This window comes from Acidiferrimicrobium sp. IK, assembly GCF_025499425.1.
Lineage (GTDB): Bacteria > Actinomycetota > Acidimicrobiia > Acidimicrobiales > Palsa-688 > Acidiferrimicrobium.
In genome coordinates, this window is record NZ_JAIMCB010000001.1 from 25416 (window position 1) to 49642 (window position 24227).

Annotated in this window: 24 protein-coding genes; 7 read left to right on the top strand and 17 right to left on the bottom strand. The window is 71.2% G+C overall.

All coding sequences use genetic code 11. From position 1 onward, the window contains the following. Positions 1–26: 26 nt before the first annotated feature. From K6U06_RS00145 to K6U06_RS00170, 6 genes are all read right to left on the bottom strand, one after another. Positions 27–803, bottom strand: a complete 777-nt coding sequence (locus K6U06_RS00145) for an SDR family oxidoreductase (RefSeq protein WP_262319852.1) — start codon at positions 801–803, stop codon at positions 27–29. Further along, positions 803–1966 carry a hypothetical protein gene (locus tag K6U06_RS00150; RefSeq protein WP_410050956.1) on the bottom strand — a complete coding sequence of 388 codons (1164 nt, stop codon included), beginning with the start codon at positions 1964–1966 and terminating at the stop codon, positions 803–805. Before K6U06_RS00150 ends, K6U06_RS00145 begins: the two co-directional genes overlap by 1 nt. Positions 1967–2033: 67 nt before the next feature. Further along, positions 2034–3041, bottom strand: a complete 1008-nt coding sequence (locus K6U06_RS00155; protein WP_262319854.1) for a Gfo/Idh/MocA family protein — start codon at positions 3039–3041, stop codon at positions 2034–2036. Positions 3042–3110: 69 nt separating this feature from the next. Continuing rightward, complete coding sequence (locus K6U06_RS00160; RefSeq protein ID WP_262319855.1) at positions 3111–3578, bottom strand: DsrE/DsrF/DrsH-like family protein; 468 nt, start codon at positions 3576–3578, stop codon at positions 3111–3113. A gap of 31 nt (positions 3579–3609) precedes the next feature. Beyond that, complete coding sequence (locus K6U06_RS00165; protein ID WP_262319856.1) at positions 3610–3927, bottom strand: TusE/DsrC/DsvC family sulfur relay protein; 318 nt, start codon at positions 3925–3927, stop codon at positions 3610–3612. A gap of 11 nt (positions 3928–3938) precedes the next feature. Next, the gene (locus K6U06_RS00170; protein ID WP_262319857.1) at positions 3939–5189 is read right to left on the bottom strand and encodes an FAD/NAD(P)-binding oxidoreductase; all 1251 of its coding nucleotides are present in this window, start codon (positions 5187–5189) and stop codon (positions 3939–3941) included. A gap of 118 nt (positions 5190–5307) precedes the next feature. Between K6U06_RS00170 and K6U06_RS00175 the strand changes: the two genes are divergently transcribed. Both K6U06_RS00175 and K6U06_RS00180 read left to right on the top strand, forming a co-directional pair. Beyond that, on the top strand, positions 5308–6318 hold the full coding sequence (locus K6U06_RS00175; protein ID WP_262319858.1) for an ATP-binding cassette domain-containing protein: 1011 nt from the start codon (positions 5308–5310) through the stop codon (positions 6316–6318). After that, positions 6315–7202, top strand: a complete 888-nt coding sequence (locus K6U06_RS00180) for an ABC transporter permease (RefSeq protein WP_262319859.1) — start codon at positions 6315–6317, stop codon at positions 7200–7202. Before K6U06_RS00175 ends, K6U06_RS00180 begins: the two co-directional genes overlap by 4 nt. A 12-nt stretch (positions 7203–7214) precedes the next feature. Here K6U06_RS00180 and K6U06_RS00185 read toward each other — a convergent pair whose 3' ends face one another. Continuing rightward, complete coding sequence (locus K6U06_RS00185) at positions 7215–9527, bottom strand: putative bifunctional diguanylate cyclase/phosphodiesterase (protein ID WP_262319860.1); 2313 nt, start codon at positions 9525–9527, stop codon at positions 7215–7217. A gap of 190 nt (positions 9528–9717) precedes the next feature. On the opposite strand from K6U06_RS00185, the gene K6U06_RS00190 reads away from it, so the two are divergent. Further along, entirely contained in the window at positions 9718–10965 is a 1248-nt protein-coding gene (locus K6U06_RS00190) for a diguanylate cyclase domain-containing protein (RefSeq protein ID WP_262319861.1), read from the top strand. Here K6U06_RS00190 and K6U06_RS00195 read toward each other — a convergent pair. Both K6U06_RS00195 and K6U06_RS00200 read right to left on the bottom strand, forming a co-directional pair. Then, positions 10962–11873: a polyphosphate kinase 2 family protein gene (locus K6U06_RS00195; protein ID WP_262319862.1), complete on the bottom strand. Its 912-nt coding sequence runs from the start codon at positions 11871–11873 to the stop codon at positions 10962–10964. The two genes, K6U06_RS00190 and K6U06_RS00195, sit on opposite strands and share 4 nt — an antisense overlap. A gap of 37 nt (positions 11874–11910) precedes the next feature. Next, positions 11911–12948: an Lrp/AsnC family transcriptional regulator gene (locus K6U06_RS00200; RefSeq protein ID WP_262319863.1), complete on the bottom strand. Its 1038-nt coding sequence runs from the start codon at positions 12946–12948 to the stop codon at positions 11911–11913. Positions 12949–13033: 85 nt separating this feature from the next. On the opposite strand from K6U06_RS00200, the gene K6U06_RS00205 reads away from it, so the two are divergent. Continuing rightward, positions 13034–14608, top strand: coding sequence for an MFS transporter (locus K6U06_RS00205; protein WP_262319864.1), 1575 nt, complete (start codon positions 13034–13036; stop codon positions 14606–14608). 47 nt (positions 14609–14655) lie between these two features. Then, the gene (locus tag K6U06_RS00210; protein ID WP_262319865.1) at positions 14656–16344 is read left to right on the top strand and encodes a hypothetical protein; all 1689 of its coding nucleotides are present in this window, start codon (positions 14656–14658) and stop codon (positions 16342–16344) included. Between the two features lie 79 nt (positions 16345–16423). On the opposite strand, the gene K6U06_RS00215 is transcribed toward K6U06_RS00210, so the two are convergent. The 3 genes from K6U06_RS00215 to K6U06_RS00225 are packed head-to-tail and all read right to left on the bottom strand — an operon-like array spanning position 16424 to position 19392. After that, entirely contained in the window at positions 16424–17707 is a 1284-nt protein-coding gene (locus tag K6U06_RS00215) for a metal-dependent hydrolase family protein (protein WP_262319866.1), read from the bottom strand. 33 nt (positions 17708–17740) lie between these two features. Beyond that, the gene (locus tag K6U06_RS00220) at positions 17741–18502 is read right to left on the bottom strand and encodes an alpha/beta fold hydrolase (protein WP_262319867.1); all 762 of its coding nucleotides are present in this window, start codon (positions 18500–18502) and stop codon (positions 17741–17743) included. Continuing rightward, entirely contained in the window at positions 18502–19392 is an 891-nt protein-coding gene (locus K6U06_RS00225) for a fumarylacetoacetate hydrolase family protein (RefSeq protein WP_262319868.1), read from the bottom strand. Before K6U06_RS00225 ends, K6U06_RS00220 begins: the two co-directional genes overlap by 1 nt. Positions 19393–19532: 140 nt before the next feature. Here K6U06_RS00225 and K6U06_RS00230 point away from each other — a divergent pair, with 140 nt between their 5' ends. Together K6U06_RS00230 and K6U06_RS00235 are read left to right on the top strand one after the other, a co-directional pair. Further along, complete coding sequence (locus tag K6U06_RS00230; protein WP_262319869.1) at positions 19533–20207, top strand: FadR/GntR family transcriptional regulator; 675 nt, start codon at positions 19533–19535, stop codon at positions 20205–20207. A gap of 25 nt (positions 20208–20232) precedes the next feature. Further along, a complete protein-coding gene (locus K6U06_RS00235; protein WP_262319870.1) occupies positions 20233–20793 on the top strand; it encodes a class I SAM-dependent methyltransferase in 561 nt (186 codons plus the stop codon). Here K6U06_RS00235 and K6U06_RS00240 read toward each other — a convergent pair. The 5 genes from K6U06_RS00240 to K6U06_RS00260 are packed head-to-tail and all read right to left on the bottom strand — an operon-like array spanning position 20779 to position 24224. Continuing rightward, positions 20779–22584 carry a complex I subunit 5 family protein gene (locus K6U06_RS00240; RefSeq protein ID WP_262319871.1) on the bottom strand — a complete coding sequence of 602 codons (1806 nt, stop codon included), beginning with the start codon at positions 22582–22584 and terminating at the stop codon, positions 20779–20781. The genes K6U06_RS00235 and K6U06_RS00240 overlap by 15 nt on opposite strands. Further along, on the bottom strand, positions 22581–22937 hold the full coding sequence (locus K6U06_RS00245) for a sodium:proton antiporter (RefSeq protein ID WP_262319872.1): 357 nt from the start codon (positions 22935–22937) through the stop codon (positions 22581–22583). The genes K6U06_RS00240 and K6U06_RS00245 overlap by 4 nt, the downstream gene beginning before the upstream one ends. Beyond that, complete coding sequence (locus K6U06_RS00250) at positions 22934–23704, bottom strand: MnhB domain-containing protein (RefSeq protein WP_262319873.1); 771 nt, start codon at positions 23702–23704, stop codon at positions 22934–22936. Before K6U06_RS00250 ends, K6U06_RS00245 begins: the two co-directional genes overlap by 4 nt. Then, positions 23701–23940, bottom strand: a complete 240-nt coding sequence (locus K6U06_RS00255) for a Na(+)/H(+) antiporter subunit B (protein WP_262319874.1) — start codon at positions 23938–23940, stop codon at positions 23701–23703. The genes K6U06_RS00250 and K6U06_RS00255 overlap by 4 nt, the downstream gene beginning before the upstream one ends. Continuing rightward, the gene (locus K6U06_RS00260) at positions 23937–24224 is read right to left on the bottom strand and encodes a monovalent cation/H(+) antiporter subunit G (protein WP_262319875.1); all 288 of its coding nucleotides are present in this window, start codon (positions 24222–24224) and stop codon (positions 23937–23939) included. The genes K6U06_RS00255 and K6U06_RS00260 overlap by 4 nt, the downstream gene beginning before the upstream one ends. Between the last annotated feature and the right edge of the window lie 3 nt (positions 24225–24227).

The window sequence follows — 24227 nt, forward strand, 5'->3', positions numbered from 1 at the left end:
CTGTCCCCTCCAGTGGTGGTACTGGTTCAGTGGTGGTATTCGCCGCAGTTGACGTCCAGGCACTGGCCGGTGACCGCCCGGGCCAGGTCCGAGAGCAAGAACACCACGGCGTCGGCGACCTCGTCGGGCTCCGGTAGCCGCCGCAGGTCGGTCGACGACGCCGCCTCCTCGTACACCTGCTCGGGGGTTGTCCCTTGCCGCTCGGCCAGATGGGAGAACCACCACTTGAGGTTGTCGCCCCAGATGTAGCCCGGCGCCACCGAGTTGACCCGCACCTGGCGCGGCCCGAGCTCGGTGGCGAGGGCCTGGGTGGCGGCGAGCAGCGCGGCCTTGGTCACCTTGTAGGGGCCGAACCCCCGCTGGGAGTGGCGCAGGACCGCGGAGTTGATCATCACCGCGGCGCCGCGGGCGTCTTCTAGCGCCGGCGCCAGCTGACGGGTCACGCGCAGCGCGCCGAGGACGTTGGTCTCGAACGCGCCTCGCAGCTCGACTGGGTCGACTTTCCCCAACTCCCTGATGGGCGGCATCGCGAACGCGTTGTTGACCAGCCCGTCGACGCGCCCGAACCCCTCGAGCGCCTGAGCGGCCAGGCGGGCGGGGGCGGTCTCCTCGTTGATGTCCGACGGCACCGCCAGCGCCCGCCGGCCGAACCCGGCGACCTCCTTGGCGACCGCGTCGAGGCGGTCCGCGGTGCGCGCCGCTAGGACCACGTCGGCACCGGCCCGGGCGCACTGCAAAGCCAGCGACCGGCCGAGGCCCGACCCCACCCCGGAGATCACCACCACCTTCCCCTCCAGGAGCATCAGCCGAGCATCCGGGCGCCGACCGCCGCCCGCCGGGCTTCGATCCGGGCCGCGAAGTCGTCGGGGCCGATCGTGGCCTGGTCGTAAAACGCCAGCACCTTCGGCAGCTCGTCGATCCGGCACAGCTCCACCGCCGGGCCGTCGCCCGGCCCCAGGTCCCGGGACAAGCGCTGCCAGCGGATCTGCACGTACCCCCGGCGGTGCCCGGTCCGCTCCAACCAGTTGGCCACGCCGGGGTCGCGCTCGCTGATCACGAAGCGGATGTTGCCGTCGGGGTCGACCCGGGCCTGGTCCGCGGTGAGGCTGGTCTGGTGGTTGATGTAGTCCAGCGAGACGTACCACATGGTGCCCAGCTGGATCCCCTGGTACGGCGCGTCGGACTTGGGCACGGTGACGACCATCACCTGGTCGTAGTCGAGGTCGTAGTGACCGACCGACGAGAACTGCGTGCTCAGCCCTCCGGGGGTGCGCCGAGGCTCGGTCAAGGTGTTCACCGGCAGTTCCAGGTAGAACCATTTCGGGAACTCGAGGAACGTCCGCAACCTAGACAGCAGCATCTTGCCGGCGACGCGGTAGCGCTTTTCCATGTCCGGCATCGACAGCGGAGCCGGCACCCGGCCGGCGCTGCCGACCCTACGGATCCGGATCGTGCCGCGCTGCTCGGTCGCCCAGTCGCTGTACACCTCCCGCACGACGAGCATCGCGGAGCCCGGCCCGAGCGTGAAGCGGTTGTCGCCCGCTGGGCCTGGCCCGAAGCGGATCTCGTAGCGCCCGTCGTCGTCGACGCGGATCGCCCGGTCGTCGAAGGCCGTCAGGCTGTCGGGCACCTCGACGGGGGAGTAGTCGCCGCCGAGGACCTGGAAGCTGAGGTCGCGGGTCGTGCCTCGCCGGCCGGTGACGACGTACTCGCTGTCGTCTCGGACGTAGGAGTGGAAGTACAGCGTGTCGGGGTTGTCTAGGCCCATCTTGGCGTAGGGGCCGGTGGACTGCACGAAGAACGGGAAGTCCCGCTCATGGGCCCACGCCATGTGCAGCGACGCCTTGATGCTGCCGGCCAGGTAGTCGTAGCCCTCGACCAGGTCCTGCTCGTCGCGCACGTGCGGAGCGTCCTTGATGATCTGCTCCGCCTCCCGCAGCGCCCCCGCCAGGGAGTCGGTGAGCATGTCGCCTGACCTCCAGTCCATGCCCCGCAGCATGCCCCGAAAAGGCGACCCGAATCAAGAACAAGTTCTAATCATCTGGGATCCGGGTCCACGCCTCGGCTATGTCGGCCAGCGCCCGAGCCGTGGCCAGCGAGTCGTCGGTCGCCAGGTGACGGGGCGCCTCGTCGCCGCGGACCGCCGCGGAGATGTGGCGGAGCGCGCCGGTGAAGCTCCACCGGTCCAGGCTCGGACGCTCCACTATCGGGTCCTGACCGGGCCGGCGAATGGTGATGGAATCGGACGGCCGGGCGTGGTACGGGTTGGTGAGGACGATGGTGCCGGCGTCGCCGAGCAGCCTGGCGAAGATGTCCGTGGCGCGGCGGAAACCGCAGGACAGCTCCAGGCGCCGTTCGCCCGGGTAGTCGAGGATGGCCGCGGCCTCGACGTCCACGCCGAGCTCGGCGGGGACGACGGCGCTGGCCACGGCCCGGGTGGCCGGCGCCTCGAACAGCAGTTGGGCGAAGCGGACCGGGTAGCAGCCGACGTCGGCCAGGCTGCCGCCGCCGAGCCCGGGCTGGAGGCGGATGTCGCCGGTGTCCATGGGAAGGGGAAAGTGGAACGCGGCGCTGATCTCCCGCAGCTCGCCGATGGCCCCGTCGGCGAGCAGCGAGGCGAGCCGGTCCCACTGGGCTTGGAACGGGAACACGAACGCCTCCCAGAGGAGGGCGCCGCCGGCGCTGGCGTCGGTCAGCAGACGCTGCGCTTCGGGGACCGAGGTGCAAAGCGGCTTCTCGCAGAGGACCGCTTTGCCCGCTGCCAGCGCCGCCGCCGACCACTCGGCGTGCAGCGAGTTGGGCAGCGCCACGTAGACCGCGTCCACGCCGGGATGGGCGATGGCCTCCTGGTAGCTGCCGACCCCAGCAGCGATGCCCGTCTCCGCGGCGAACGCCGCGGCCCGCCCGGCGTCGCGCGAGCCGACCACGAGCGGGGCGCCGCCGGCTTCGGCGAGAGCCGGGAGGAACGCGGAGCGGACGATGTTGGCCGTCCCGAGGACGGCCCAGCCGGGCGATCTGGCGGCCGACTGGTCCTCGGGCATGGGCGCTCTCCTCGCCGGGCGCCCCTGCTCGTCGGGCGCCACCTGGCGGGCACCCTACGCCGGTCTGCGTCAGGTGAAGATGATCTCCCCGCCGGCGGCCTTCTCGTAGAACTCGCCGACGGTGATGATGTCGCAGACCTGCGGGATGAAGTCGCCCTTGTCCAGCCCGAACAGGTCGACCGACGCCTTGCAGGCGTACAGGGCGGCGCCGGTGTCGGCGATCATCTCGACGAACTCCGGGATGGGGGGGATGTCGAGCTTCTCCATCTTGCGGGCCATGTAGGTGGTCATGACCGACGACACCCCCGGCAGGCCGCCGAGCAGCGTGGCGAAATGAAGACCCGGGTTGCCCACGGTGGCCAGCTTGATGTGGTCGTGGCGTTCCTTGTGGATGACGTCGAGACCGAAGAACGTGAAGAACAAGTTGGCCTCGATCCCCTCGGCCCGGGCGCCGTTGGCCATGATCAGGCCGGGATACACCCCCTCCAGGGAGCCCTTGGACACGATGATCGAAACCTTCTCAATTGCGTCGGGCATCGAAGGATCCTTCCGTTTCTAAGTGCAGCTTCTATATGCAGCCACGCGGCTTGGGGATCCCGGCGATCTTGGCCGCCAGCTTGGCGGGACCCTTGGGGAACAGCTGGTAGAGCTCCTTGATGCTCACGCCGGAGGTCTTGCCGAGGGCCCGGACGCTCGGTCCGCTGCCCTTCTCCTCGTACTCGTGGCGCATGAACTTGATGACCTGCCAGTGCCGGTCAGTGAGCTCACCGACTCCTTCCTCGGCTGCGATCTCAGACGCCATCGGCTCCCGCCACTGAGACGGGTCGGTGAAGAACCCCTGCTCGTCGACCGAGACGTCAACGCCGTCATAGCTCTTCGTGGGCATGTGCGCTCCTTTCAGCCCGCGCCGGAGAGCACTTCGAGGTGCTTTCCGGCGTGGGGCATGTCCGTGCCGATACCGGGAATGTCGAGACCGGGGAGCAGGCCGTGCCAGTACAGCTGCTGGAACGCCAGCTTCCCCATGTGGTTGAGGCGGGACTCTCTGAGCAGCGGCAGGCCCACGCGGCTCGGGTACCGGCCCGGGACCGGCTCGATCTCGTAGTTGTAGTCGATGAGCAGGGCCTTGCCGTGGCCGCTCTCGATGAAGCAGTTGGTGTGGCCGTCGAAGCGCGCCGCGAGGGGCTGGCCGGCGAGGAAGCTGCACACGTTGCGGGCGACGATGTCACCCTCGAAGTGGGCGACGGAGCCGGCCTTCGAGACGGGGATGTCCGCGGCGTCTCCGACGACGAACACGTTCGGTCGGGCTCGGCTCTGCAGCGTCGCCTCGTCGGCCGGGACGAAGCCGAACTCGCTGCCGAGGCCCTCGGAGCGATCCACATAGGAGGCTCCTCCGTGCAGGGGGACGACCACCGCGAGGTCGAAGGGGATCTCCCGCCCGTCGTAGGACACCAGCCGCCGCCCCGGTCCGTCCACCTCGCCGGTGTTGAACTCGGTGACGACCTCGATGCCTTTCCCTTCGAGCAGGCCGGACAGCTCCCGGTTGCACACCTGCTTGGTGAACGCTCCGTCCAGGGGGGTGGCGAAGACGATGGTCACCTGCTTGCGGATGCCCCGCTGGCGGAAATACCAGTCGGCCAGGAACGAAAACTCGATCGGGGCGACCGGGCACTTGATCGGCATGTCGACCACGTTGACCACTAGCCGGCCACCGTCGAAACCGGCCAAGGCGGCGGACAGGGCGGCGGAGCCCTCCAGGGTGTAGAAGGAGTGGGCGCCGCGGCCGGCCAGCGCCTCGCTCAACCCTTCGGTCTCGTCGGGTCGGAGGCTGGCGCCGCTGGCCACGATCAGGGCGTCGTAGCCGAGCGGGTCGCCGTCGTCTAGGACCACGCGGTCCTCGTCGAGCTCGACCCTTTCGATCCCGGCCCGGCGGAACTCGATCCCGGCCCGGAGCTGGCGAGACCGCGACCGGACCAGGTCCGCGGCGGCCGCCGCGCCGAAGGGGACGAACAGCAACCCGGGCTGGTAGACGTGGCGGTCGTCGCGGTCGACCACGACGATGTCGACGCTGGCGTCGAGCGCCCGCCGCAAGCGGTTGGCCACCAAGGTTCCGCCGGTACCTCCACCCAACACCACGATCCGCTTCTTCACGCCTCAAGCCTCCTCCCGCGGCCGGGGGCAGCCCAGGGCCGGAGGTCACCACTTGGCCGGGATCCCGGCCGTGCCGGGCGGTGCCGGCCGCGAGGAGGGGGCTGGCAGACTGGTGGCCGTGGCGACTATCGCGGACGAAGAGCAGCGGGCCGTCGCGGTGTCCGCCCGGGGACTGGTCAAGTCCTACGGCGATATCCAAGCGGTGCGGGGCATCGACCTCGACGTGTTCAGCGGGGAGACCTTCGGGTTCCTCGGGCCCAACGGCGCCGGGAAGTCGACGACGATCTCGATGCTTTGCACCCTGCTCACGCCGAGCGCGGGCAGCGCGCAGGTCGCCGGCTTCGACGTGGTCCGCCAGCGCGACGACGTGCGCCGCCACATCGGGTTGGTGTTCCAGGACCAGACCCTCGACGGCTACCTGAGCGCGCAGATGAACCTGCGCCTCCACGGCGAGCTCTACGGCGTGCCCGCGTCGGTGCTCCCGGAGCGCACCGAGCGCATCTTGAAGATGGTGGGCCTGTGGGATCGTCGAAAGAGCAAAGTCAACACCTTCTCCGGCGGGATGCGCCGGCGCTTGGAGATCGGCCGGGGGCTGCTGCACTCGCCGAGGGTGCTGTTCCTCGACGAGCCCACCGTCGGCCTGGACCCTCAGACCAGGGCGTCGATCTGGTCCTACATCCAAGAGCTGAAGGCGACCGAGGACATCACCATGTTCATGACCACCCACTACATGGACGAGGCCGAGTACTGCGACCGCATCGCCATCATGGACGACGGCCGGATCATCGCCCTCGAGACCCCAGAGGCCCTCAAGGCCAGCGTCGGCAAGGACCGCATCCGCATCACCACCGACGACGACGCCAAGGCCATCGGCCTGCTCGGCGAGCGCTTCGGTCTCGAGGCGAACATGTCGGAGGGAGAGGTCACCTTCTCCGTCGAGGAGGGCGAGCACTTCGTGCCCCGGCTGTTCTCCGAGCTCCCCGTCGCCATCCGGTCGGTCAGCGTCGCCCGCCCGACCCTCGACGACGTGTTCATGGCCTACACCGGACGCACGATCCGCGACGCGGAGGCCAGCGCCAGCGACATCAACAAGCAGATGATGGCCCGCATGGGCAGGAGGCCCCGATGACTGTCACCCTAGAGCCGCCCACACCAGCCCGCCCGCCCGCCTCGGTCGCCGCGGTGCGGGTCCCCAACCGCACCACCGGCGGCGAGCTGCGGGCGATCAAGATCGTCTTCTACCGGGAGCTGCTGCGCTTCCTCAGCGACCGGATCCGGATCGTCACCGCGCTGGTCCAGCCGGTGCTGTTCCTCTTCGTGCTCGGCAGCGGGCTCGGCACCCTGGTCAACCTCGGTCCCGGCTTGTCGCTGCGGACCTTCTTCTACCCCGGCATCCTCGGCATGTCGGTCCTGATGACCGCCATGATGGCCGCGGCGTCGGTCGTGTGGGACCGGGAGTACGGGTTCTTGCGGGAGATGCTCGTCGCCCCGGTCCGGCGCGGGTCGCTGGTGCTCGGCAAGTGCCTGGGCGGCGCGGTGATCGCCGGCTTCGAGGGCCTGGTGGTCATCGCCATCGCCGGGCTGGTCCAGGTGCCCTACAGCCCGACGCTGATGATCGAGGTGTTCGGGATCCAGCTGCTGCTGGCGTTCACCATCTGCGCGTTCGGGATGATGATGGCGGCGCGGATCCAGCAGATGCAGTCGTTCATGGCGCTGAACATGCTGCTGATCATGCCGATGTACTTCCTGTCCGGATCGATGTTCCCGTCCCGGCACCTGCCGACGTGGCTCACCGTCCTCAACCGGATCGACCCGCTGACCTACGCCGTCGACCCGCTGCGGCGACTGGTCTTCGACCACCTGCACGTCACCGCGGCGACCCGCGCCAGCCTCGACGCCGGGGTGAGCTGGGACGGGTGGCACGTCCCGACCCTGCTCGAGGTGGGCGTCGTCGCGGTGATGGGCGTCTTCATGCTGGCCGTGGCGATCGCCGCGTTCAGCCGCAGCGAGTAGCGCCCGCCGGGGTCACAGCGTGGCGAGGTAGTCCGACGCCAGCCGGCCCGCCGCGGCCACGTCGAGCGGTCGGGCCAGGAGGAATCCCTGGGCCGAGTCGCAACCCAAGCTGATCAGGCGCTCCTGCTGGTCGGCGTATTCCAGGCCCTCGGCCACGGTGGCCAGCCCCAGGCTGTGGGCCAGGCTGACGATCGTGGCGATGAACGCGGTGCCCTCGCCGCCGGGGTCGACGAGGGGGTCAACGAAGGACTTGTCGATCTTCAGCAGGTCGAAGGGGAACTGGCGCAGGTAGTTGAGCGACGAGTAGCCGGTCCCGAAGTCGTCGATGGCCAGGCGGACACCGGTCGCTTTCAAGTCGGCCAGGACCCGCAGGCTCTCCTCGCCGTCGACCATGAGCACGCTCTCGGTGATCTCCAGCACCAGCTGGGAGGGCGGCAGCCCGCTCATGGACAGCGCGGTGCGCAGGTCGTCGACCAGGTTGGCGTCGGTGAGCTGACGTCCCGACAGGTTGACCGACATCGTGAGGGTCGAGCCGTCCGCCGACCACGCCGCGCCCTGGCGGCACGCCTGCTCGATCACCCACCGCCCGATCGGCACGATGTGTCCGGTCTCCTCTGCCAGGTGAATGAACCGGTCCGGCGCGACCAGGCCGAGGGCCGGGTGGCGCCACCGGAGGAGAGCCTCGAAGCCCTCCAGCTTGCGGTCCTGCAGGGAGAACTGAGGCTGGTAGTCGAGGTAGAACTCGCCTCGCTGCAAGGCACCGGCGAAGGCGTTGGTCAGCTCGAGGCGCTCCAGGATCCTCGAGTGCATCGCCTCCTCGAACACCGTGAAGCGGTTACGGCCCGACGCCTTGGCCTCGTACATCGCCGAGTCGGCCTCGCTCAGCAGCTGCTCGGCGGTGGAGCCGACGTCCGCCACCGCCACGCCGACGCTGACCGACAGGCTGATCTGGCGGCCGTTGAGGTCCACCGGCTGGCGCAGCACCGACACGATCCGCTCCGCGACCGCGGTGGCCGCGCTCGGGTCGGTGATCCCCTCCATCAGCACAGCGAACTCGTCTCCGCCCAGGCGGGCCGCGGTGTCACCCGGACGCACCACCGACGCCAGGCGCTTGCCGGCGGCGACAAGGAGCTGGTCGCCGGCCAGGTGGCCGAGGCTGTCGTTGACGGTCTTGAAGCCGTCCAGGTCACAGAAGCACACCGCCACGGTGCTCCTGGTGCGCACCGCCCCGGCCAGGGCGTGCTCGACGCGGTCTTGGAGCAGCGTCCGGTTGGCCAGCCCGGTCAGCCCGTCGTGGAGGGCCTGGTGGCGCAGCTCCGCCTCGAGGTCGTCGCGGTCGCTAAGCGACCGGCGCAGCGACGCGGTCTGGCGGGTGATCCGCCCGAGCATCCAGCGCATCCGCTGCACGACCAGGGCGAAGAGAGCCATGGCGAGCACGGCCATCACCGCGACGTCCGACTGGCTGCTGCGCACCCCGCTGACGAGGAGGATGACCGGCGCGACGAACCCGGCCAGGGCGATCACCGGCAGGCGCCGGCCGCCGTCGCGCTCGCCGCTGGCCCCCCCCGGGGCGAGGGCCATGTCCGGGTGCAGGGCGGCCACGCCGACGAGCACGTAGTTGAGCAGCCAGCCGGCGTCGATCGGGTTCCCGGTCGAGTACGTGTTGTGTAGGACCAGCACGTCGTAGGTGAAGTCGGCCACGATCATCGACACCATCGCGGCGGCCAGCAGGGAGTGCACCGACCGGCGGGCCGCCCCGGAGAACAGGCCCTGGGCCAGGATGAACAACACCCCGAGATCCATCACCGGGTAGGCCAGCTCCACCGCCCGCCCGAACGCGTCGATACTCGGATCTTGGGCGTAGGAGCCCATCAGCAGATGCCAGAACAGCGCCAGGGCCGCGATCGAGACGATCCCGGCGTCGGCCAGCCCCTCCCGGACCCCGTTGCGGTCGTCGCGACCCCGCTGCGTGAGGCGGAGGATGCCGTAGATCAAGAACGGGTAGCCCGCCAGGTAGAACGCGTCGGCGACCGAAGGGAACGGGGCGGCGTGATGGAACAGCGACGGGTAAAGCGACAGCACCCCGTCGCCGACGACGAACAGCAGGTTGCCCGTCGCGATGGGGTACCACCCGGATCGGGGGGCCGGGCGGTGCATCCGCATCCCCGCCGCCACGCAGCACACCGACGCCACGCCGATCATCGAGTACCCGACGTTCTTGGCGTCGGTGCCGGGCAGCACGAAGTAGCTGGCGACCGCGACCAGCCCGACCCCGAGCGCGACCTTCCACGCCGCGGGCGTCGTGGCCTTCGTCTTTCTCGCCATCGTCTGCTTTATCGGCAGGGAGCCCACCCGACTTGACCTGTAGGGTCGTCGGCCGGCGCGGGCGGGTTCCGGAGGCCGCGGGCGCGCGCGACAATCGAGCCCGGACGATTTCGACGAGGCGAGGGGGTGAGCGGCTGGTGCGACGTGCAGCGAGACGATCGGGGCGGCGGCTGATGCTGCGGCGCATCGGATGATCGGCGCCGGCGAGGTGGAGCTTCCTGGGGCGGGAGCCCTTGACGTTGTGGCCTCGGTCACCCCCGACGGTCTGGTGGTCTGCGACCCCGACGGCACGGTCACCTACGTCAACCCCATCGGCGCGGCGATGGCCGGACGGAGCGTGGAGGACTGCATCGGCCTGCACGCGTCCGAGGTGGTGCACCCCGACGACCTGGCGCTGACCCTGTCCTCCCTAGAGGCGTGCGCTGGCAAGAACCGCGGTACCCCCGTCGAGATCCGGTTGTGCCGCCCCGACGGGACCCTGCGCTGGGTGGAGATCGTCGGCCGGGACTGCCGGGACGTCCCCGGCGTCGGCGGGATCGTCTGCACCGCCCGGGACCTCACCGAGCGGAGGATGTGGGAGGTCGCGGGCAGCGACGTCACCCGTTTCCAGCAGATCGTCCAGCACGCCGCGGCCATCGTGATGTGCCTCGGGCCGGGCGGGGTGGTGACCAGCGTCAACGGTGCTTTCGGGCGAATTCTCGGGCACGACCCGTCGGTGGTCGTCGGCGCTCCCCTCGCCCGCTTCGCCGCCGCGGGCTACGAGGCGGTGGTCCAAGGCTCCCTGGACGGGACGCCGGCGGGGGCGGGGGTGACCATCGACATCCCGATGCGCCACGCCCGGCGCCCCGAGGCGGTACCGGTCCGCCTGGAGCTGGTGGACCTGAGCGACGACCCGGTCGTGGCCGGTGTCGTGGTGACCGGCCAGGACATCACCGAGCTGCACCAGACCCGCCTCGACCTGGAGCACCTCGCCACCCACGACCCGCTCACCGACCTGGCCAACCGGGCGCTGCTCGACACCCACCTGCGTCTCTTGCTGAAGGGGGACCGGCCGGTGAGCGTGACCTACTTGGACCTCGACGGGTTCAAGGCGGTCAATGACACCCTCGGCCATCACGCTGGCGACGAGCTGCTGTGCGCGGTCGCCGCCCGGCTGCGAGGCGAGGCCGTCGGCGGCGTGGTGGCCCGGCGGGGCGGCGACGAGTTCGTCGTGGTCGCAGAGGGGATCCCGACGCGCGCCGGGGCCGCGGCGCTCACCGAGCGGCTCACCGCAGTCATCGGCTCGCCTTACCAGCTGGCGGCGGGACCGGCCCGGATCCAGGCCAGCGCCGGCACCGCATGGTGGGACCCCACGGCCGAGCCGGCGCCGACGGCGGCCGCCATCCTCGCCCGGGCCGACGCCGCGATGTACAGCGCCAAGGCCCGCCGGCGGGGCTAACCCTCGGGGGCCGCCGAGCCGAGCAGCTCGGAGCGGGCCTGCTCCTCCACCCGCTTCTGCTCGGGCGTCACGGTGGGGTAGTGGGGGTCGATCTGCATCAGGGTGTGGGCCAGGATGTGGGACACGCAGATGCGGGCGAACCACTTCCGGTCGGCGGGGACCACGTACCACGGGGCGTGGTCGGTGCTGGTGTGAGAAAGCATCTCGGAGAAGGCGTGCTGGTAGCGGTCCCAGTAGCGCCGTTCCTGGACGTCGTTCACCGAGAACTTCCAGTTGTGAGCCGCCAGGTCCAGCCGGCGCAGGAACCGCAGCCGCTGCTCCTCCTTGGACAGGTTCAAAAACAGCTTGAGCACCGTGATGCCGTTGTCGGTCAGGTAGCGCTCCCAGTCGTTGATCTCCCGGAACCGCCGCTCCCACACCGACGTGCCCTTGGCCGCGGCCGGGAGCCGCTGGCGTTCCAGCAGCTCGGGGTGAACCCTGACGACCAGGACCTCCTCGTAGTGGGACCGGTTGAAGATGCCGATCTCGCCCCTGGCCGGCAGGCGGCGGGCGTAGCGCCACAAGAAGTCGTGGGACAGCTCCTCGGCGGAGGGCACCTTGAAGCTGCTGACGTGAACGCCCTGGGGGTTGACGCCGCTCATGACGTGGCGGATCGCTCCGTCCTTGCCGGCCGCGTCGAGAGCCTGGAGGCAGACCAGGAGGCCTGTGGTGTCCTGCGCGGCGAGGCGATCCTGGTAGGCGGAGAGGATGGCGACGCCCCGCTGAAGGACCTCCTCGGACTTCTCTTTGGTGACCAGCCCCGCCTTGTACGCCGGGTCGAAGTCCCTCGTCAGGTCGACGTCGGAGCCGGGCTTGACCCGCAGCGGCTCGATGAACTTGGCGATCTGCTTGGCGTCGCTGTCGGCCACCGCTCGGACGCTAACAGGAGACCCGGGCGGCGAACGGCTAGGAGCCTCCGGAGCGGGGCCTGACCAAAGCGGTGCGCTTGTAGGTCTTGACGATCGGCACCGATTCGATGGCCCGCACCGCGGGGATCTGCCCGAGCTGCTCGGTCAGGTACCGGTAAAGGTGCGAGGCGTCGCGGCACGTCACGCTGACCAGGAGGTTGGCCGGTCCGGTGATGGCGGCGACAAAAGGCGCCTGGTGGTGGCGGGCGATCTGGCGTCCGGTGGCGTCGAGGGCACCCGGGTCGACGCTCAGCCACAGGTAGGCGGTGGCCTCGATGCCGATCGCCTCCTCGTCCAGGTCGACATCGAACTGCAACGCACCCGACGACGTCAGCTGCGCGATCCGCCGGCGCACGGTCGACTCGTGCCATCCCGTCGCCGCGGCCAGGCTGGCCGCGCTGGCCCGGCCGTCGGCACGCAGCAATCCGACCAGGGCCTCGTCGGCCTCGCTCAGGCGGGCCCGGCCCGCCGCCGGGTGGCCCGGGTGGTCGGGGTGGTCAGGGTGGTCGGGGTGGCCGGGGGCGTGGCGGGCCAGCGCGGCGACCTCCTCGTCGCTCAGCGCCGAGGACAGCCACGACCAGGCGTCCGGGCTGAACACGTTGAGCATCAGGTTGGCGCTGATCCCGACGACCCGCCGGCCGGTGCGGAGCCGGTCGAGGAGCAAGCCGGTGCGGTCGAGCAGCGCAGAGCGGTCCTCGGGGGTTCGGGTCTGCATCGCGCAGAGGACCTGGGTCCCGCCCGACGCCAAGCGGACCCACGAGGTGTCGCGCCGGGCGGCCAGCGTCTCCGCCAGCGGGACGGCCGCGTCGGGGGTGGCGGTCACCCGCACGGTCCACCTGTCCCACCCGAGGCGGGTCTCGCGAAGCGATCCACTGACCCGCAGGTCCAGCTCGGCCTGCATGGTCCGGTAGCGGCGGGCGACGGTCTGGTCCGACGTGCCGAGCACCGCCGCCAGGTCCCGGAACGACGCCCGCGGCGCGACCAGCAGCGCGTGCACGATCCGGCGATCCAAAGGGTCCATGAACTGTGGTTCCACGGCGACAAGCGTAGATCTTGTCGAGATCAGGCGAATCTCGGCGGGGACGTGGCAGTGGACCGGCTCCTTTCCCCATCCTTGGGGCATGGAAAAGAAGTGGTGGACCCTCATCGCCGTTTGCGCCGGCACGTTCATGTTGCTGCTCGACGTGACCATCGTGAACGTGGCGCTGCCGAGCATCCAAGGCGCGCTTCGCGCCGGGTTCGGGGACCTGCAGTGGGTGGTCGACGCCTACGCCCTCAGTCTGGCGTCGCTGCTGCTGACGGCCGGGGCGCTCGCCGACCGCTTCGGGCGGCGGCTGCTGTTCGGGATCGGCCTGGTGGTCTTCACGGCCGGGTCGCTCCTGTGCGGGCTGGCGCAGAGCCCCGAGATGCTGATCATCTCCAGAGGCGGGCAGGGGATCGGCGGGGCGATCGTGTTCGCCACCTCGCTGGCGTTGCTGGCGCAGAGCTTCCACGGCCGGGAGCGGGGGACCGCGTTCGGGCTGTGGGGCGCGGTGACCGGAGTCGCGGTGGCCCTCGGTCCGATCCTCGGCGGGGCCATCACCAGCGGCCTCTCGTGGCGGGGGATCTTCCTCGTCAACGTGCCGATCGGCGTCGGCGCGGTGTTGGTAACCGCGTACAAGGTCGAGGAGAGCAAGTCGCCCCACGCCCACCGCCCGGACTTCGCCGGGTTCGTCCTTTTGACCTTCGGGCTGGCCGCTTTGGTCTACGGCATGATCCGGGCCGGAGAGATCTCCTGGGGTGACCCCGGCGTGTGGGTGTCACTGGCGCTGGCCGTGGTCTTCCTCGTCGGGTTCGTTTTCACCGAAGCCGTCGTCGCTCACCCGCTGTTCGACCTGTCGCTGTTCAAGATCCCGACCTTCGTCGGCGGTTCGCTGGCCGCGCTGGCGATGAACGGGTCGCTGTTCGCCATGCTCCTCTACATCACCTTGTACCTGCAGGACCTCCTCGGGTTCTCCGCCCTCGGCACCGGCGTCCGGCTGCTGGTCCTGTCGGGGATCACCCTGGTGGTGTCCACGGTGGCCGGTCGGCTGAGCGCCCACGTGCCGGTGCGGTGGCTGATCGGCCCCGGCCTGGGGCTGGTCGGGGCCGGGCTGCTGCTGATGTCGGGCGTCGACGCCGGGACGGCCTGGACCCACCTGATCCCCGGGCTGCTCGTCGCCGGCGCCGGGTCCGGGATGGTCAACGCGCCGCTGGCCTCCACCGCAGTCGGCGTCGTCCACCCGATGCGCTCGGGCATGGCGTCGGGGATCAACACCACCTTCCGCCAGGTGGGCATCGCCGCGAGCATCGCGGCGCTCGGGTCGGTGTTCTCGGCCCGGCTCAGCCACCTGATCAGCTCCGGGGTCGGCGACCCGGCGGTGGCCGCCCGGACGCTGGCGGCGGTGCGCAACGGCCAGGTCGGGCAGGCCATCGCCTCGGTGCCGGGCCCGCAGCGGGGCCACCTGGGCGCGGTGATCCACAGCAGCTTCGCCTCCGGGATCAACGAGCTGTTCGTGATCACCGGCATCGTGGCCCTCGCCGGCGGCGTCGCCTCCGTGGCCCTGATCCGCTCCCGGGACTTCGTCCACTTCGTCCCTGAGCCGGCGCTCGCACCGAGTCTTCATCCTCAGGCTGCCGGGGGGACCGGCGCCGTTCACGTCCCGAGGCCAGCCTGACCGGCGCAGCGCAGCGTCCCGCCGAGCTGACCACCAAGGAGTCGTCCATGACCCAACCGCGCCGTAATCGCCGCGTTCCCCGCCGCGTCCTCGCCCTGCCCGCCGCGGTCCTGGCCGCCGTCCCGCTCGTCGCCACCGGGGCGGCCAGCGCCGGCCCCCACCCGGCCAAGGCGCCGGCCAGCGCCAAGCTGATCCCCGGCGACCTGCTCGTCGCCACCAGCGACTACCAGTACGACCCGAGCATCGTCGCCGGCCAGACCCAGCTGCCCCCCGGCTGCCAGGCCGGCTCCACCACCAACCCGTGCTCGCCGGCGCTGACCGACGGCGGCTTCCCCGAGGTGTTCAACAACTCCAGCGCCGACGGCAGCTTCGGCATCACCTCCAAGATCGTCCTCGACGAGATGTCCCCGACCGGCAGGCTGGTCGGCACCGTCGAGGTGCCCAACAGCACCCAGCCCGGCTACACGCCCGGCGCCGACCAGATGGTCACCAGCTACTCGTCGAAGTCGGAGCTGGCCCTCAACCTGTCGCCCGACGGCAAGCACCTCACGTTCATGGGCTACGACTCGCCGGTCGACGTGCTCGACGTCTCCAACTCCAACACCCCCGGCGTCGACGCGCCCGGCACCAACCCGGCCGCCGCGCCCCACTACCGGGTGGTCGGCGAGGTCGGCACCGACGGCAAGTTCCACTTCACCCTGACCAACGCCTTCTCCGGCGACAACGGCCGGGCCGCGATCCTCAACCCCGCTGCCGGCCAGCTGTACATGGCCGGCAACGCCAACGACAGCGCCGGCGACGCATTTATCACCAGCGCCGGCGCTCAGATCACGCCGTTCCTGCAAGCGTCGGAGGCCAAGCAGGCGCCGGGCGCCCCGACCCCGGTCGCCAGCTTCGGGGTGAACGAGCTCGGCCTGAGCGAGAAGGGCGACGTGGCCAAGGAGAACAACTACCGCGCCGTCGCCATCGAGAACAACGTCCTCTACTACGTGAAGGGCAGCGGCGGGAAGGGCATCAACACCGTCTACTTCGTGGATACCACCGGCAAGGCATGCCCCAACGGTTACGGGGTGCCCCAGGCCGGAGCGGCGCTGCCGACCACCGCGTTGGCGGGCGGCAACTTCAGCGTCCAGGGCGGCCGGCTGACCCCGTTCAACATGTGCGTGCTGGCCGGGTTCCCCCAGATCCTCAACGGCTCCAACCCCCTCGCCGGCTACCCCTTCGGGATCTGGTTCGCCAACCCCGACACGATGTACGTGGCCGACGAGGGCAACGGCAACGGGCCGGTCAAGGGCAGCTACAGCGCCACCGACCCCACCAACAACCCGACTGCCGGGCTGCAGAAGTGGGTGTTCGACCCCTCCGCCCAGGCCTGGCACCTGGCCTACACCGTCCGCGACGGGCTGGACCTGGGCCAGCCCTACGCCGTGGCCGGCTACCCGAAGGGTGACAACAACCTCCCCGGCGGCACCGGCGAGCCGTGGGCGCCGGCCACCGACGGCATCCGCCAGCTGACCGGCCGGGTCAACCCCAACGGGTCGGTCACCCTCTACGCCACCACTTCCACCGTCAGCGGCTCGGGCGACCAGGGCGCCGACCCCAACCGGCTGGTGTCGGTCACCGATCAGGTCGCGGCGCTCACCCCCCGCCCCGACGAGGAGTTCAAGACCCTGGCCACCGCCGCCGACGGGACCCTGTTCCGGGGCGTGTCGTTCGCGCCGGGGACCGCCAGGTAGCGGGGTTCCCCCGAGCCGGCCCCGGCGCGACGGCGCGCCGGGGCCGGCAGCGGCATCGCTTATCGGCGGGCCCGCCGGTTCAGAGGGTGACGAGCACCTCGTCGCCGAACGCGGGTGCACCCGATGACACCGTGGCGGCCGGCGCCTTGTGGAACCGGCCTCCTTTCATCACCACCTTGATCCGGTCGGCGTCTTGGAGCAGGGCGATGTCCGCCAGCGGGTCGCCCTCGACCAGGAGCAAATCGGCGAGGTAGCCGGGGCTGACCAGCCCCAGGTCGTTGGGCTGGCCCATGATCTCGCCGCCCTGCCTGGTCGCCGCCACGATCGCCTCCATCGGGGTGAACCCGAACAGCTTGACGAAGTGCACGAGGTCGCGGGCGTAGGTGCCGTGCGGGGTCCACGCGAACCCGTAGTCGCCGCCGGGCAGCACCCGGATCCCCCGCCGGTGGGCTTCGCGCATGCCCTCGACGGCGATCTCCAGCTCCCGCTTGTAGCCGACCTGCTCGGCCAGGTCCGGGGTGAACCCCCACGGGCCGGCGTCCTCCAGCGTGGCGATGATCCAGTTGATCCCGGGGGCGACGAACACCCGGTCCTTCTGGCGTTCCAGCTCGTCCATGCCCTCCTCGTCGATGAACGACGCGTGGTAGATGATGTCCACGCCGGCGCGCAGGCACATCTTCACCGACTCGGCGCTGCGGGCGTGCGCGCAGACCCGTACCCCCCGGTTGTGAGCCTCCCGGACGGCCATCTCGACCTCCGCGTCGGTGAAATAGGTGTCCTCGGCGCGCTGCGAGCCGGTGATCTCCTCGCCGGAGAGGATGAGCTTGATCAAGTCGACGCCGAGACCGATCAGGGTCCGCACGGTTCGGCGCATCTCGTCGGGGCCGTCCACGAAGTTGGTGATGCCCGGCACCAGCGCCCCGCCCGTCGACGCGATCTCCTTGGCGTTGGCCAGGTAGCGGGGGCCGGGGATGTCACCGGCGTTGATGGCGTCGCGGATGACCACGTCGATGCGCTGCTTGGCCGACGCCGCCCCGACACAGGACGTGTAGCCGCAGTCCAGGTAGGTCTTGGCTGAGCGGGCCGCGAGGAGGGTGTGCTCCTCGACGCCCATGTCGGCCAGCGCGTCGAGGCTGGCCCCGTTGTTCCAGGTGAAGTGGGCGTGGGCGTCGCAGAGGCCCGGCATCACCGTGCCCCCGCCGCCGTCGACGACGTGCACGCCCGACGGCCGGCGGGTGATGCCGGTGCGCCCGACCGCGGCGATGCGCTCGCCCTCGACTAGCACCTCCCCCCGGTAAGGGTCGGCGCCGGTGCCGTCGAGCACGGTGACATTGGTGAAAAGGACCTGATCGTCGCTGTTCATGGTTCCCCCCCAGGGAGTGCGGTGAATGTTTGGTCAGTTGAAGAAATCACGCAGCGCGTCGGTGACCCGTTGCGGCGCCTCCAGGGCCGTCCAGTGGCCGATCCCCTCGATCACCTCGTAGCTGGCGTTGGGGAACTCCTCGAACATGGCCTTGGCGCTGTCGGGCGAGCCGACCTTGTCGTCGCTGCCGGTGAGCAGCAACGTCGGTGCTTCGATCTTGGCGATCTCCACCGCGGTGGCCGCGGCCAGCGCCTCGCAGTGCGACGCGTACCCCTGCGGGTCCTGGCCCATCAGCAGCTCACGAACGAACGCGGCGACGACCGGCCGTTCCTTTCGGGTCCGTTCGGAGGTGGCGGCGCCGACGATGGCGTCGGCCACCGCGATCATGCCCTCGGCCCGGACGGTCGCGGCCCGTGACCTGGTGGCCTGCTTGGCCGCCTCCGGCTGCTCGCGCACCGGGCCGAGCAGGGCCAGCCGGCGGACCCGTTCGGGCCGGGTACGGGCGAAGTGCGCGACCGCGATGGTGCCCATGGAGTGCCCGACGATGTCGGCCCGCTCGACGCCGGCGCGTTCGAGGACCGCTTCCATGTCGTCGGCGAAGCTTTCGATGGACACCGAAGGGCGGGTGGGGGAGCGCCCGGCGCCGGGAAGGTCGAAGCGGATGACCCGGTGGTGGGCGCTCAGCGCGACGGCCTGGGGCTGATAGAAGTTGGTGGTACCGCCCAGGCCGTGCACCATCAGGATCGGGTCTCCCGACCCCTCGATCTCGACGAAGAGGTCCGTGCTGCTGCTCATTAGGTTGGTCCTTTCTCTGCGGGGCCGGCCACCCGGTTGTGGAGGGTGCCGAGCCCGGTGATGGAGATCTCCACCTCGTCGCCGCTGTCTAGGAACCGGGGCGGGGTGAACCCGATCCCGACCCCCGCCGGCGTGCCGGTGGCGATGACGTCGCCGGGCTCGAGGGTCAGCCCGGAGGAGATCTCGGCGATGAGGGTGGGGATGTCGAAGATCAGGTCAAGGGTGCTGGCCTTCTGGCGCAGCTCCCCGTTGACCCGGCAGGTCACTTCCAGGTCGGGCCGGCCCCGACCTTCGGGGTCGACCTCGTCGGCGGTGACCGCCCACGGGCCCATCGGGCAGAACGTGTCGAGGCCCTTGCCGAGGAACCACTGCTTGTGGTCCCGCTGGCGGTCCCGGGCGGTGACGTCGTTGACGATGGTGTAGCCCCAGATGTGGGCGGGGGCGTCCTCCGGACGGATGTCACGGCCGGGCCGGCCGATCATCACGGCCAGCTCCGCCTCGTAGTCCAGCTCGTCGGTCACCGCCCGGTGCCGGTCGATCTCGGCCCCGTCGCCGATGACCGAGCTGGGCGGCTTGGTGAAGACCACCGGCGCGTCGGGCTCCTCGGCCCCGCCTGAGCTGCGGTCGTAGCCGCTGGCCGCGAACTCCCGGGCGTGGTCCCGGTAGTTCTTGCCGACGCAGAACACGTTGCGCGCCGGGCGCACGATCGGCGCCAGCAGCTCCACCCCGTCCACGGCGAGCGCCGGGCCGACCGCTTCGAGGGGGGCGGTACCCGCCGCCGCGGCGATGACGTCCGCGACGCTGCGGGCCGCCAGGGGCTGCACCCGCCCCTGCTCGTCGAGAATCCCCGCCCTGGTGCCGGCGCCGTCCCGGTACGTCACGTACTTCATCGCCGCAGCCTCATTGGTGGACCAATCTCCCGCTTGGTTTGCCGTTGGTCGCGACGGTATGCCAGGTTCGCAGGGGCGTCAAGGGCAGGTCCGGCTATCATTGGGCGACCATTCCTCTTTCCCTCGCTGGTGACCGCCCGATGACCACCCCCACCCCCACCCTCACCCTCACCCCCACCCGTACTCTGCCGGCCGAGCTGGCCCTGGCCGGCGAGCTCGACGCGGCCCGCCAACGCGACGACGGCCGCCTGCCCCCGGAGCGAGAGCTGGCCGCCCGCCACGGGCTGAGCCGCACCGCGGTGCGGGCGTGGCTGGACCGTCTGGAGCACTCGGGGGCGGTGGTCCGCCACGTCGGGCGGGGCACGTTCGTGGCCCCCGCAGTGACCCAGGACCTGAGCCCGGCCCAGATCATGGCCGTCCGGCTCCTCCTCGAACCGCAGATGCTGGGACTGGCCGTGGCCCACGCCACCGCCAGCGACATCGCCGAGATGCGCCGGTGCCTGGCCGAGGGACGCGCCGCGCCGGGCTTCGACGAGTTCGAGGTGTGGGACGCCCGGCTCCACGCCGCCATCGCCGCGTCGACGGCCAACCCGCTGCTGGTGCAGCTGTTCGAGGTGTCCAACGCGGCACGCGACAGCCCGGTGTGGGGCAACGCCAAGCGGAGGGCGTTCACCGCGGCCCGCCGCGACGACTACCAGCGCGACCACGAGGCGCTGGTCGAGGCGATCGCCGACCGGGACGCCCCCCAAGCCGCTGAGGTGATGCGCCAGCACCTCCTCCGGATCCGCACCAGCCTGCTCGGCGATCCCGGCTGAGCCGTCCGTCGGCCATGCTGTGGGGATGGCAGGGTTCGACGGCAAGGCCTACCAGGAGCGCTTCGACGAGCTGGCGGCGCGCGGCGTGGACGTGCACGGCGAGGCCCGCCTGGTCCTGTCCCTGTCGCCGGCCTCGGTCCTCGACGCCGGCTGCGGGACCGGGCGGGTGGCCATCGAGCTGGCCGGCCGCGGCGTAGACGTCGTCGGCGTGGACGTCGACGAGTCGATGATCGCGGAGGCCCGCCGGCGGGCCCCGGGCTTGGCGTGGCGGCACGCCGACCTGGCCACCCTCGACCTGGGCCGGACCTTCGAGGTGGTGGTGCTGGCCGGCAACGTGCCGCTGTTCTGCCCGCCGGAGGACCGCCCGGCGCTGGTCGCGGGGTGCGCGTCGCACGTGGCCCCCGGCGGGGCGATGGTCGCCGGCTTCCAGCTCGATGGCCGGTACCGCCTGGACGAGTGGGACCAGTCGTGCGCCTCGACCGGCCTGACCCTCGAGCAGCGGTGGTCTACCTGGGAGCGGAACCCGTTCGGACCGGACGCCGGCTACGCCGTGTCCCTCCACCGCCGCCCTTCAGCGCAGGGCTAGACCGCTGGCCGCGGCCATCGCCGCCATCCCGAGCACCGCCCAGGTCAGCTGATCGCCTAGGTGGCCGCGGTGCAGGTCCCGCAGCCACCCGGTCCCCCGGCCCAGCACCGGCGCGATCCGCCGGCGGGACACGAGCGCCGCGGCGGCGAGGACCGACGCCGCGGCCTCCGCCCCGTCGATCACCAGCGGCTCGACGCCCCCGCCGCCCGTCCCGGGACGGGCCACGGCGCGGCGTGCCGCGCCGTACACCGCGGCGTGGTAGCCGGGACGGTCGGCGAAGGACGCGGCCGCGCTCGCCGCGTGGTCGGCCAGGTGGGGCACCAAACCCAACCCCAAAGCGGCGGCGAGCAGCACCACGGGCGGCGCGAGGAGGGTGACGTTGCCCCACCCCGCGGCGGTCTCCGCGGCGTCCTCCGACGGCGAAGGGTTGTCGACTGCGTGCCCCTGCCACACCTGGACCGCGCTGGCAAGGATGGCCGCCCCCGAACCGACGACGGTCACCGCGATCACCGCCTCGACCAACGGGCCGGCCGACCCGGCCGTGGCCACGAGGAGGTCCTTGCCGACCGAGGAAGAAAACGGCGGCAGGTCCGACAGGCACAGCACGCCGAGGACGATGACCCCGGCTGCGATAGTGATCGCCGGCCCCTCCCCTCGCAACGCCCGGGCGCCGGTCGCGCGGCGGTGCCGGCGGATGATCCCGACCGCCAGGAACAACGCCCCCTTGACGAAGCCGTCGCCGGCGGCGAGGAGGGCGACGCCGCCGAGCGCCGCGGTGCGAAGCAACGAGAAGCCCAGCAGGTACACGCCCAGGTGGGCGATGACCACGAACGCCAGCAGCCGGCGGGGATGGTCCTCCGCCAGCGCCATGGCGGTGCCGACCAGCGCGGTGAGGACCCCCAAGGCGCCGAGGACCAGCCGGATCCGCTGCTCCGCGGACCCCGCGACCGCCCCGGAGAACACCGTCTCCCAGGTCCGGGCCAGACCGAAGAGACCCAGCTCGCTGGTCACCCCGGCGATGAGGATGCTCGCCGGGGCCGGCGCGGTGCCGTAGGCGTCGGGGAGCCAGAAGTGCCACGGCACCGACCCGGCCTTGACCAAGAACCCCGATGCCAGGAGAGCGAAGGCCACCACCACCAGCCCCCCGGGGCGGTGACCGGCGAGGGTCTGGCCCATCTGCGCCAGGTTGAGGGTCCCGGTGTGCCCGTAGAGCAGCGCGACGCCGGTCAGCACCACCAGGCCGCCGACGGTGTTGAGCACCGCGAAGTTGATCGCGCCCTGCAGCGGCGCCTCCTCCTCGGCGTAGAAGCCGGTGAGGATGAAGCCGGTGACCGCGACCAGCTCGAACGCCACGAACATGTTGAACAGGTCACCGGTCCACGCGAAGTCGATGCTCGCGGCGGTGAACACCAGCACCAGCGCCGGGTACCGGCCGCCGGTCTCGCCGAAGAACCGCCGGGAGTAGACCAGCGCGGCGAGGGCCAGCACCCCGGCCAGCACCGCCAGCGCGCCGCCCATCGGGTCGACGGCGTAGTCCACGCCGATGACGGTGCCGTGCACCGGGCGCCACCCGCCGAACCAGTACACCACCCGCCGGTGCGCGGCTTGGGACAGGACCACGCCGGCCAGCACCGTCGCCGTCGCGGCGGCCGCGGAGCCGAGCAGGTCACGCCACAACGCCGGGATGCGCTGGTTGGCGCCGGCCAGCACCGCGGCCGCGGCCAGCGGGACGGCCACCGCCAGGGGGGCCAGCACCGTGCCCGGCGCCGGGTGCGCCACGGCGGGGATCACGACCGGTTGGGCTCGACGGTGCGCAGCTCGTCGGGGTCGAGGGTCCCGGTCCGCTTGTGGACTTGCACGCTCAGCGCCAGCAGCAGCGCCGACACCGCGGCGCCGAGCACCACGTCGGTGAGCGACAGGGCTTGCATGATGGAGTCGACCGTCGGACCGGGATGCTTGGGCAGGTCGACGAACACCGGGGCGTGGCCGTGGCCCACGTAGCCGATCTCCAACAGCAGCAGATCGGTCGCGGACTGCGCCACCGACAGGCACACGACCAGGTGGATCAGGTTGCGGCTGGTGACCATCCCGTAGAGGCCGACGACGAACAGCCACACGACGACCGCGAAGGCCAGGACGGTCACGACCTTCGCCCGCCGCGGTCCTGGCGGATCACCGCGGTTTGGTCCAGGAACTCCTTGGCCAGCAGCACGAAGCCGCCGGCGACCTCCACGGCGACCACCGCGTTGAGGATCGGGATGGTCCCGCCGGAGATCAGGTTGCCGGGCTGGCCGAGGCTGACGGTGTTGGACAAGAACGCCGCGCCGGCGAGCAGTCCGACGACACCGACGATCACGTAGCCGCCGGCGCCGGCGCCGTCGGACGCCTCGAGCAGGCCGCCGGGCTGGAAGCGCTCCGCCCTCGAGTAGCTGGTTGCCAGGTACACGACGAACAGCGCACTGGCCAGGACCACGCCGCCTTGGAAACCGCCTCCGGGCGACACCTGGCCGTGGGTGACCGTCTCCAGGCCGGCCACGACCAGCAGCGGGGCGAGGATCGTGCCGAGCAGGCCGACCGCCGGCGACGGCGGCGGTACCCGCCGGTCCGGGGCCTGGTCCTCGGGCATCTCCCCGATCTCGTCGCTGAGCGGGCGCAGCAGGATGGAGACCCCGGCCACCGCCGCGAAGAGGATGAACTCCTCGAAGAGCGTGTCGATCCCCCGGAAGTCCAAGGTGACCGCCGACACCGCGTCGGTGGAGCGGCGCAGCGGGACCGCCAACGCGTTGATGACGTCGGCGTAGGTGGACGCCGGCGACCCGAAGCGGGGCAGGCCGGCGAGGCCGACGCCGAGGGCCACGGCCAGCCCGGCCGCGGCGACGAGGAACACCCGGAGGCGGGTGCGGTCGGTCACTCCGGCTTTCTGACCTTGGCCAGGCTGAGGAGGATGACGAACGGCAGCGCCACCGCCCCGACCACCAGCTGGGAGAGGGCCACGTCGGCGGCCTGCATGGCCAGGTACAGCGACGCCAGGCACAGCCCGAAGAAGCCGGCGACGAACGCCTGGTGCAGCGGGTCGCGGGTCAGCACCACCGCCGTACCCGACGCCGCGACCCACACCAACGCCAACGCGATGACCGCGTCTCTCACTGCTCCTCCTGGCGGCGCACCGCGATGGACCGGGCGGTGGCGTGGCTGACGAGCGGGCTGGTGGCGGCCAGCACCGCGGCCAGAAGGATCGCGGAGAGGCCCGACGCGTCCAGCCCCTCGTGGACCACCACCGCCGCGCACACCGCCCCGACGCCGAGGGTCGACGCCGGCGTGACCAGATGCACGCGGTCCATCGGGTCGGTCAGGACGGCCATGCCGACGCAGGACACCACGATCACCAGCAGACCGAGAGCGAGCAGGGCAATGGCGAACCCGTCGCGCACCGC

Bases quoted from the DNA above. Each gene is read 5' to 3' on its own strand.
- K6U06_RS00145 (WP_262319852.1), bottom strand. From the start codon at position 803: ATGCTCCTGGAGGGGAAGGTGGTGGTGATCTCCGGGGTGGGGTCGGGC.
- K6U06_RS00150 (WP_410050956.1), bottom strand. From the start codon at position 1,966: ATGCTCACCGACTCCCTGGCGGGGGCGCTGCGGGAGGCGGAGCAGATC.
- K6U06_RS00155 (WP_262319854.1), bottom strand. From the start codon at position 3,041: ATGCCCGAGGACCAGTCGGCCGCCAGATCGCCCGGCTGGGCCGTCCTC.
- K6U06_RS00160 (WP_262319855.1), bottom strand. From the start codon at position 3,578: ATGCCCGACGCAATTGAGAAGGTTTCGATCATCGTGTCCAAGGGCTCC.
- K6U06_RS00165 (WP_262319856.1), bottom strand. From the start codon at position 3,927: ATGCCCACGAAGAGCTATGACGGCGTTGACGTCTCGGTCGACGAGCAG.
- K6U06_RS00180 (WP_262319859.1), top strand. From the start codon at position 6,315: ATGACTGTCACCCTAGAGCCGCCCACACCAGCCCGCCCGCCCGCCTCG.
- K6U06_RS00185 (WP_262319860.1), bottom strand. From the start codon at position 9,527: ATGGCGAGAAAGACGAAGGCCACGACGCCCGCGGCGTGGAAGGTCGCG.
- K6U06_RS00190 (WP_262319861.1), top strand. From the start codon at position 9,718: ATGATCGGCGCCGGCGAGGTGGAGCTTCCTGGGGCGGGAGCCCTTGAC.
- K6U06_RS00205 (WP_262319864.1), top strand. From the start codon at position 13,034: ATGGAAAAGAAGTGGTGGACCCTCATCGCCGTTTGCGCCGGCACGTTC.
- K6U06_RS00210 (WP_262319865.1), top strand. From the start codon at position 14,656: ATGACCCAACCGCGCCGTAATCGCCGCGTTCCCCGCCGCGTCCTCGCC.
- K6U06_RS00215 (WP_262319866.1), bottom strand. From the start codon at position 17,707: ATGAACAGCGACGATCAGGTCCTTTTCACCAATGTCACCGTGCTCGAC.
- K6U06_RS00220 (WP_262319867.1), bottom strand. From the start codon at position 18,502: ATGAGCAGCAGCACGGACCTCTTCGTCGAGATCGAGGGGTCGGGAGAC.
- K6U06_RS00225 (WP_262319868.1), bottom strand. From the start codon at position 19,392: ATGAAGTACGTGACGTACCGGGACGGCGCCGGCACCAGGGCGGGGATT.
- K6U06_RS00230 (WP_262319869.1), top strand. From the start codon at position 19,533: ATGACCACCCCCACCCCCACCCTCACCCTCACCCCCACCCGTACTCTG.
- K6U06_RS00235 (WP_262319870.1), top strand. From the start codon at position 20,233: ATGGCAGGGTTCGACGGCAAGGCCTACCAGGAGCGCTTCGACGAGCTG.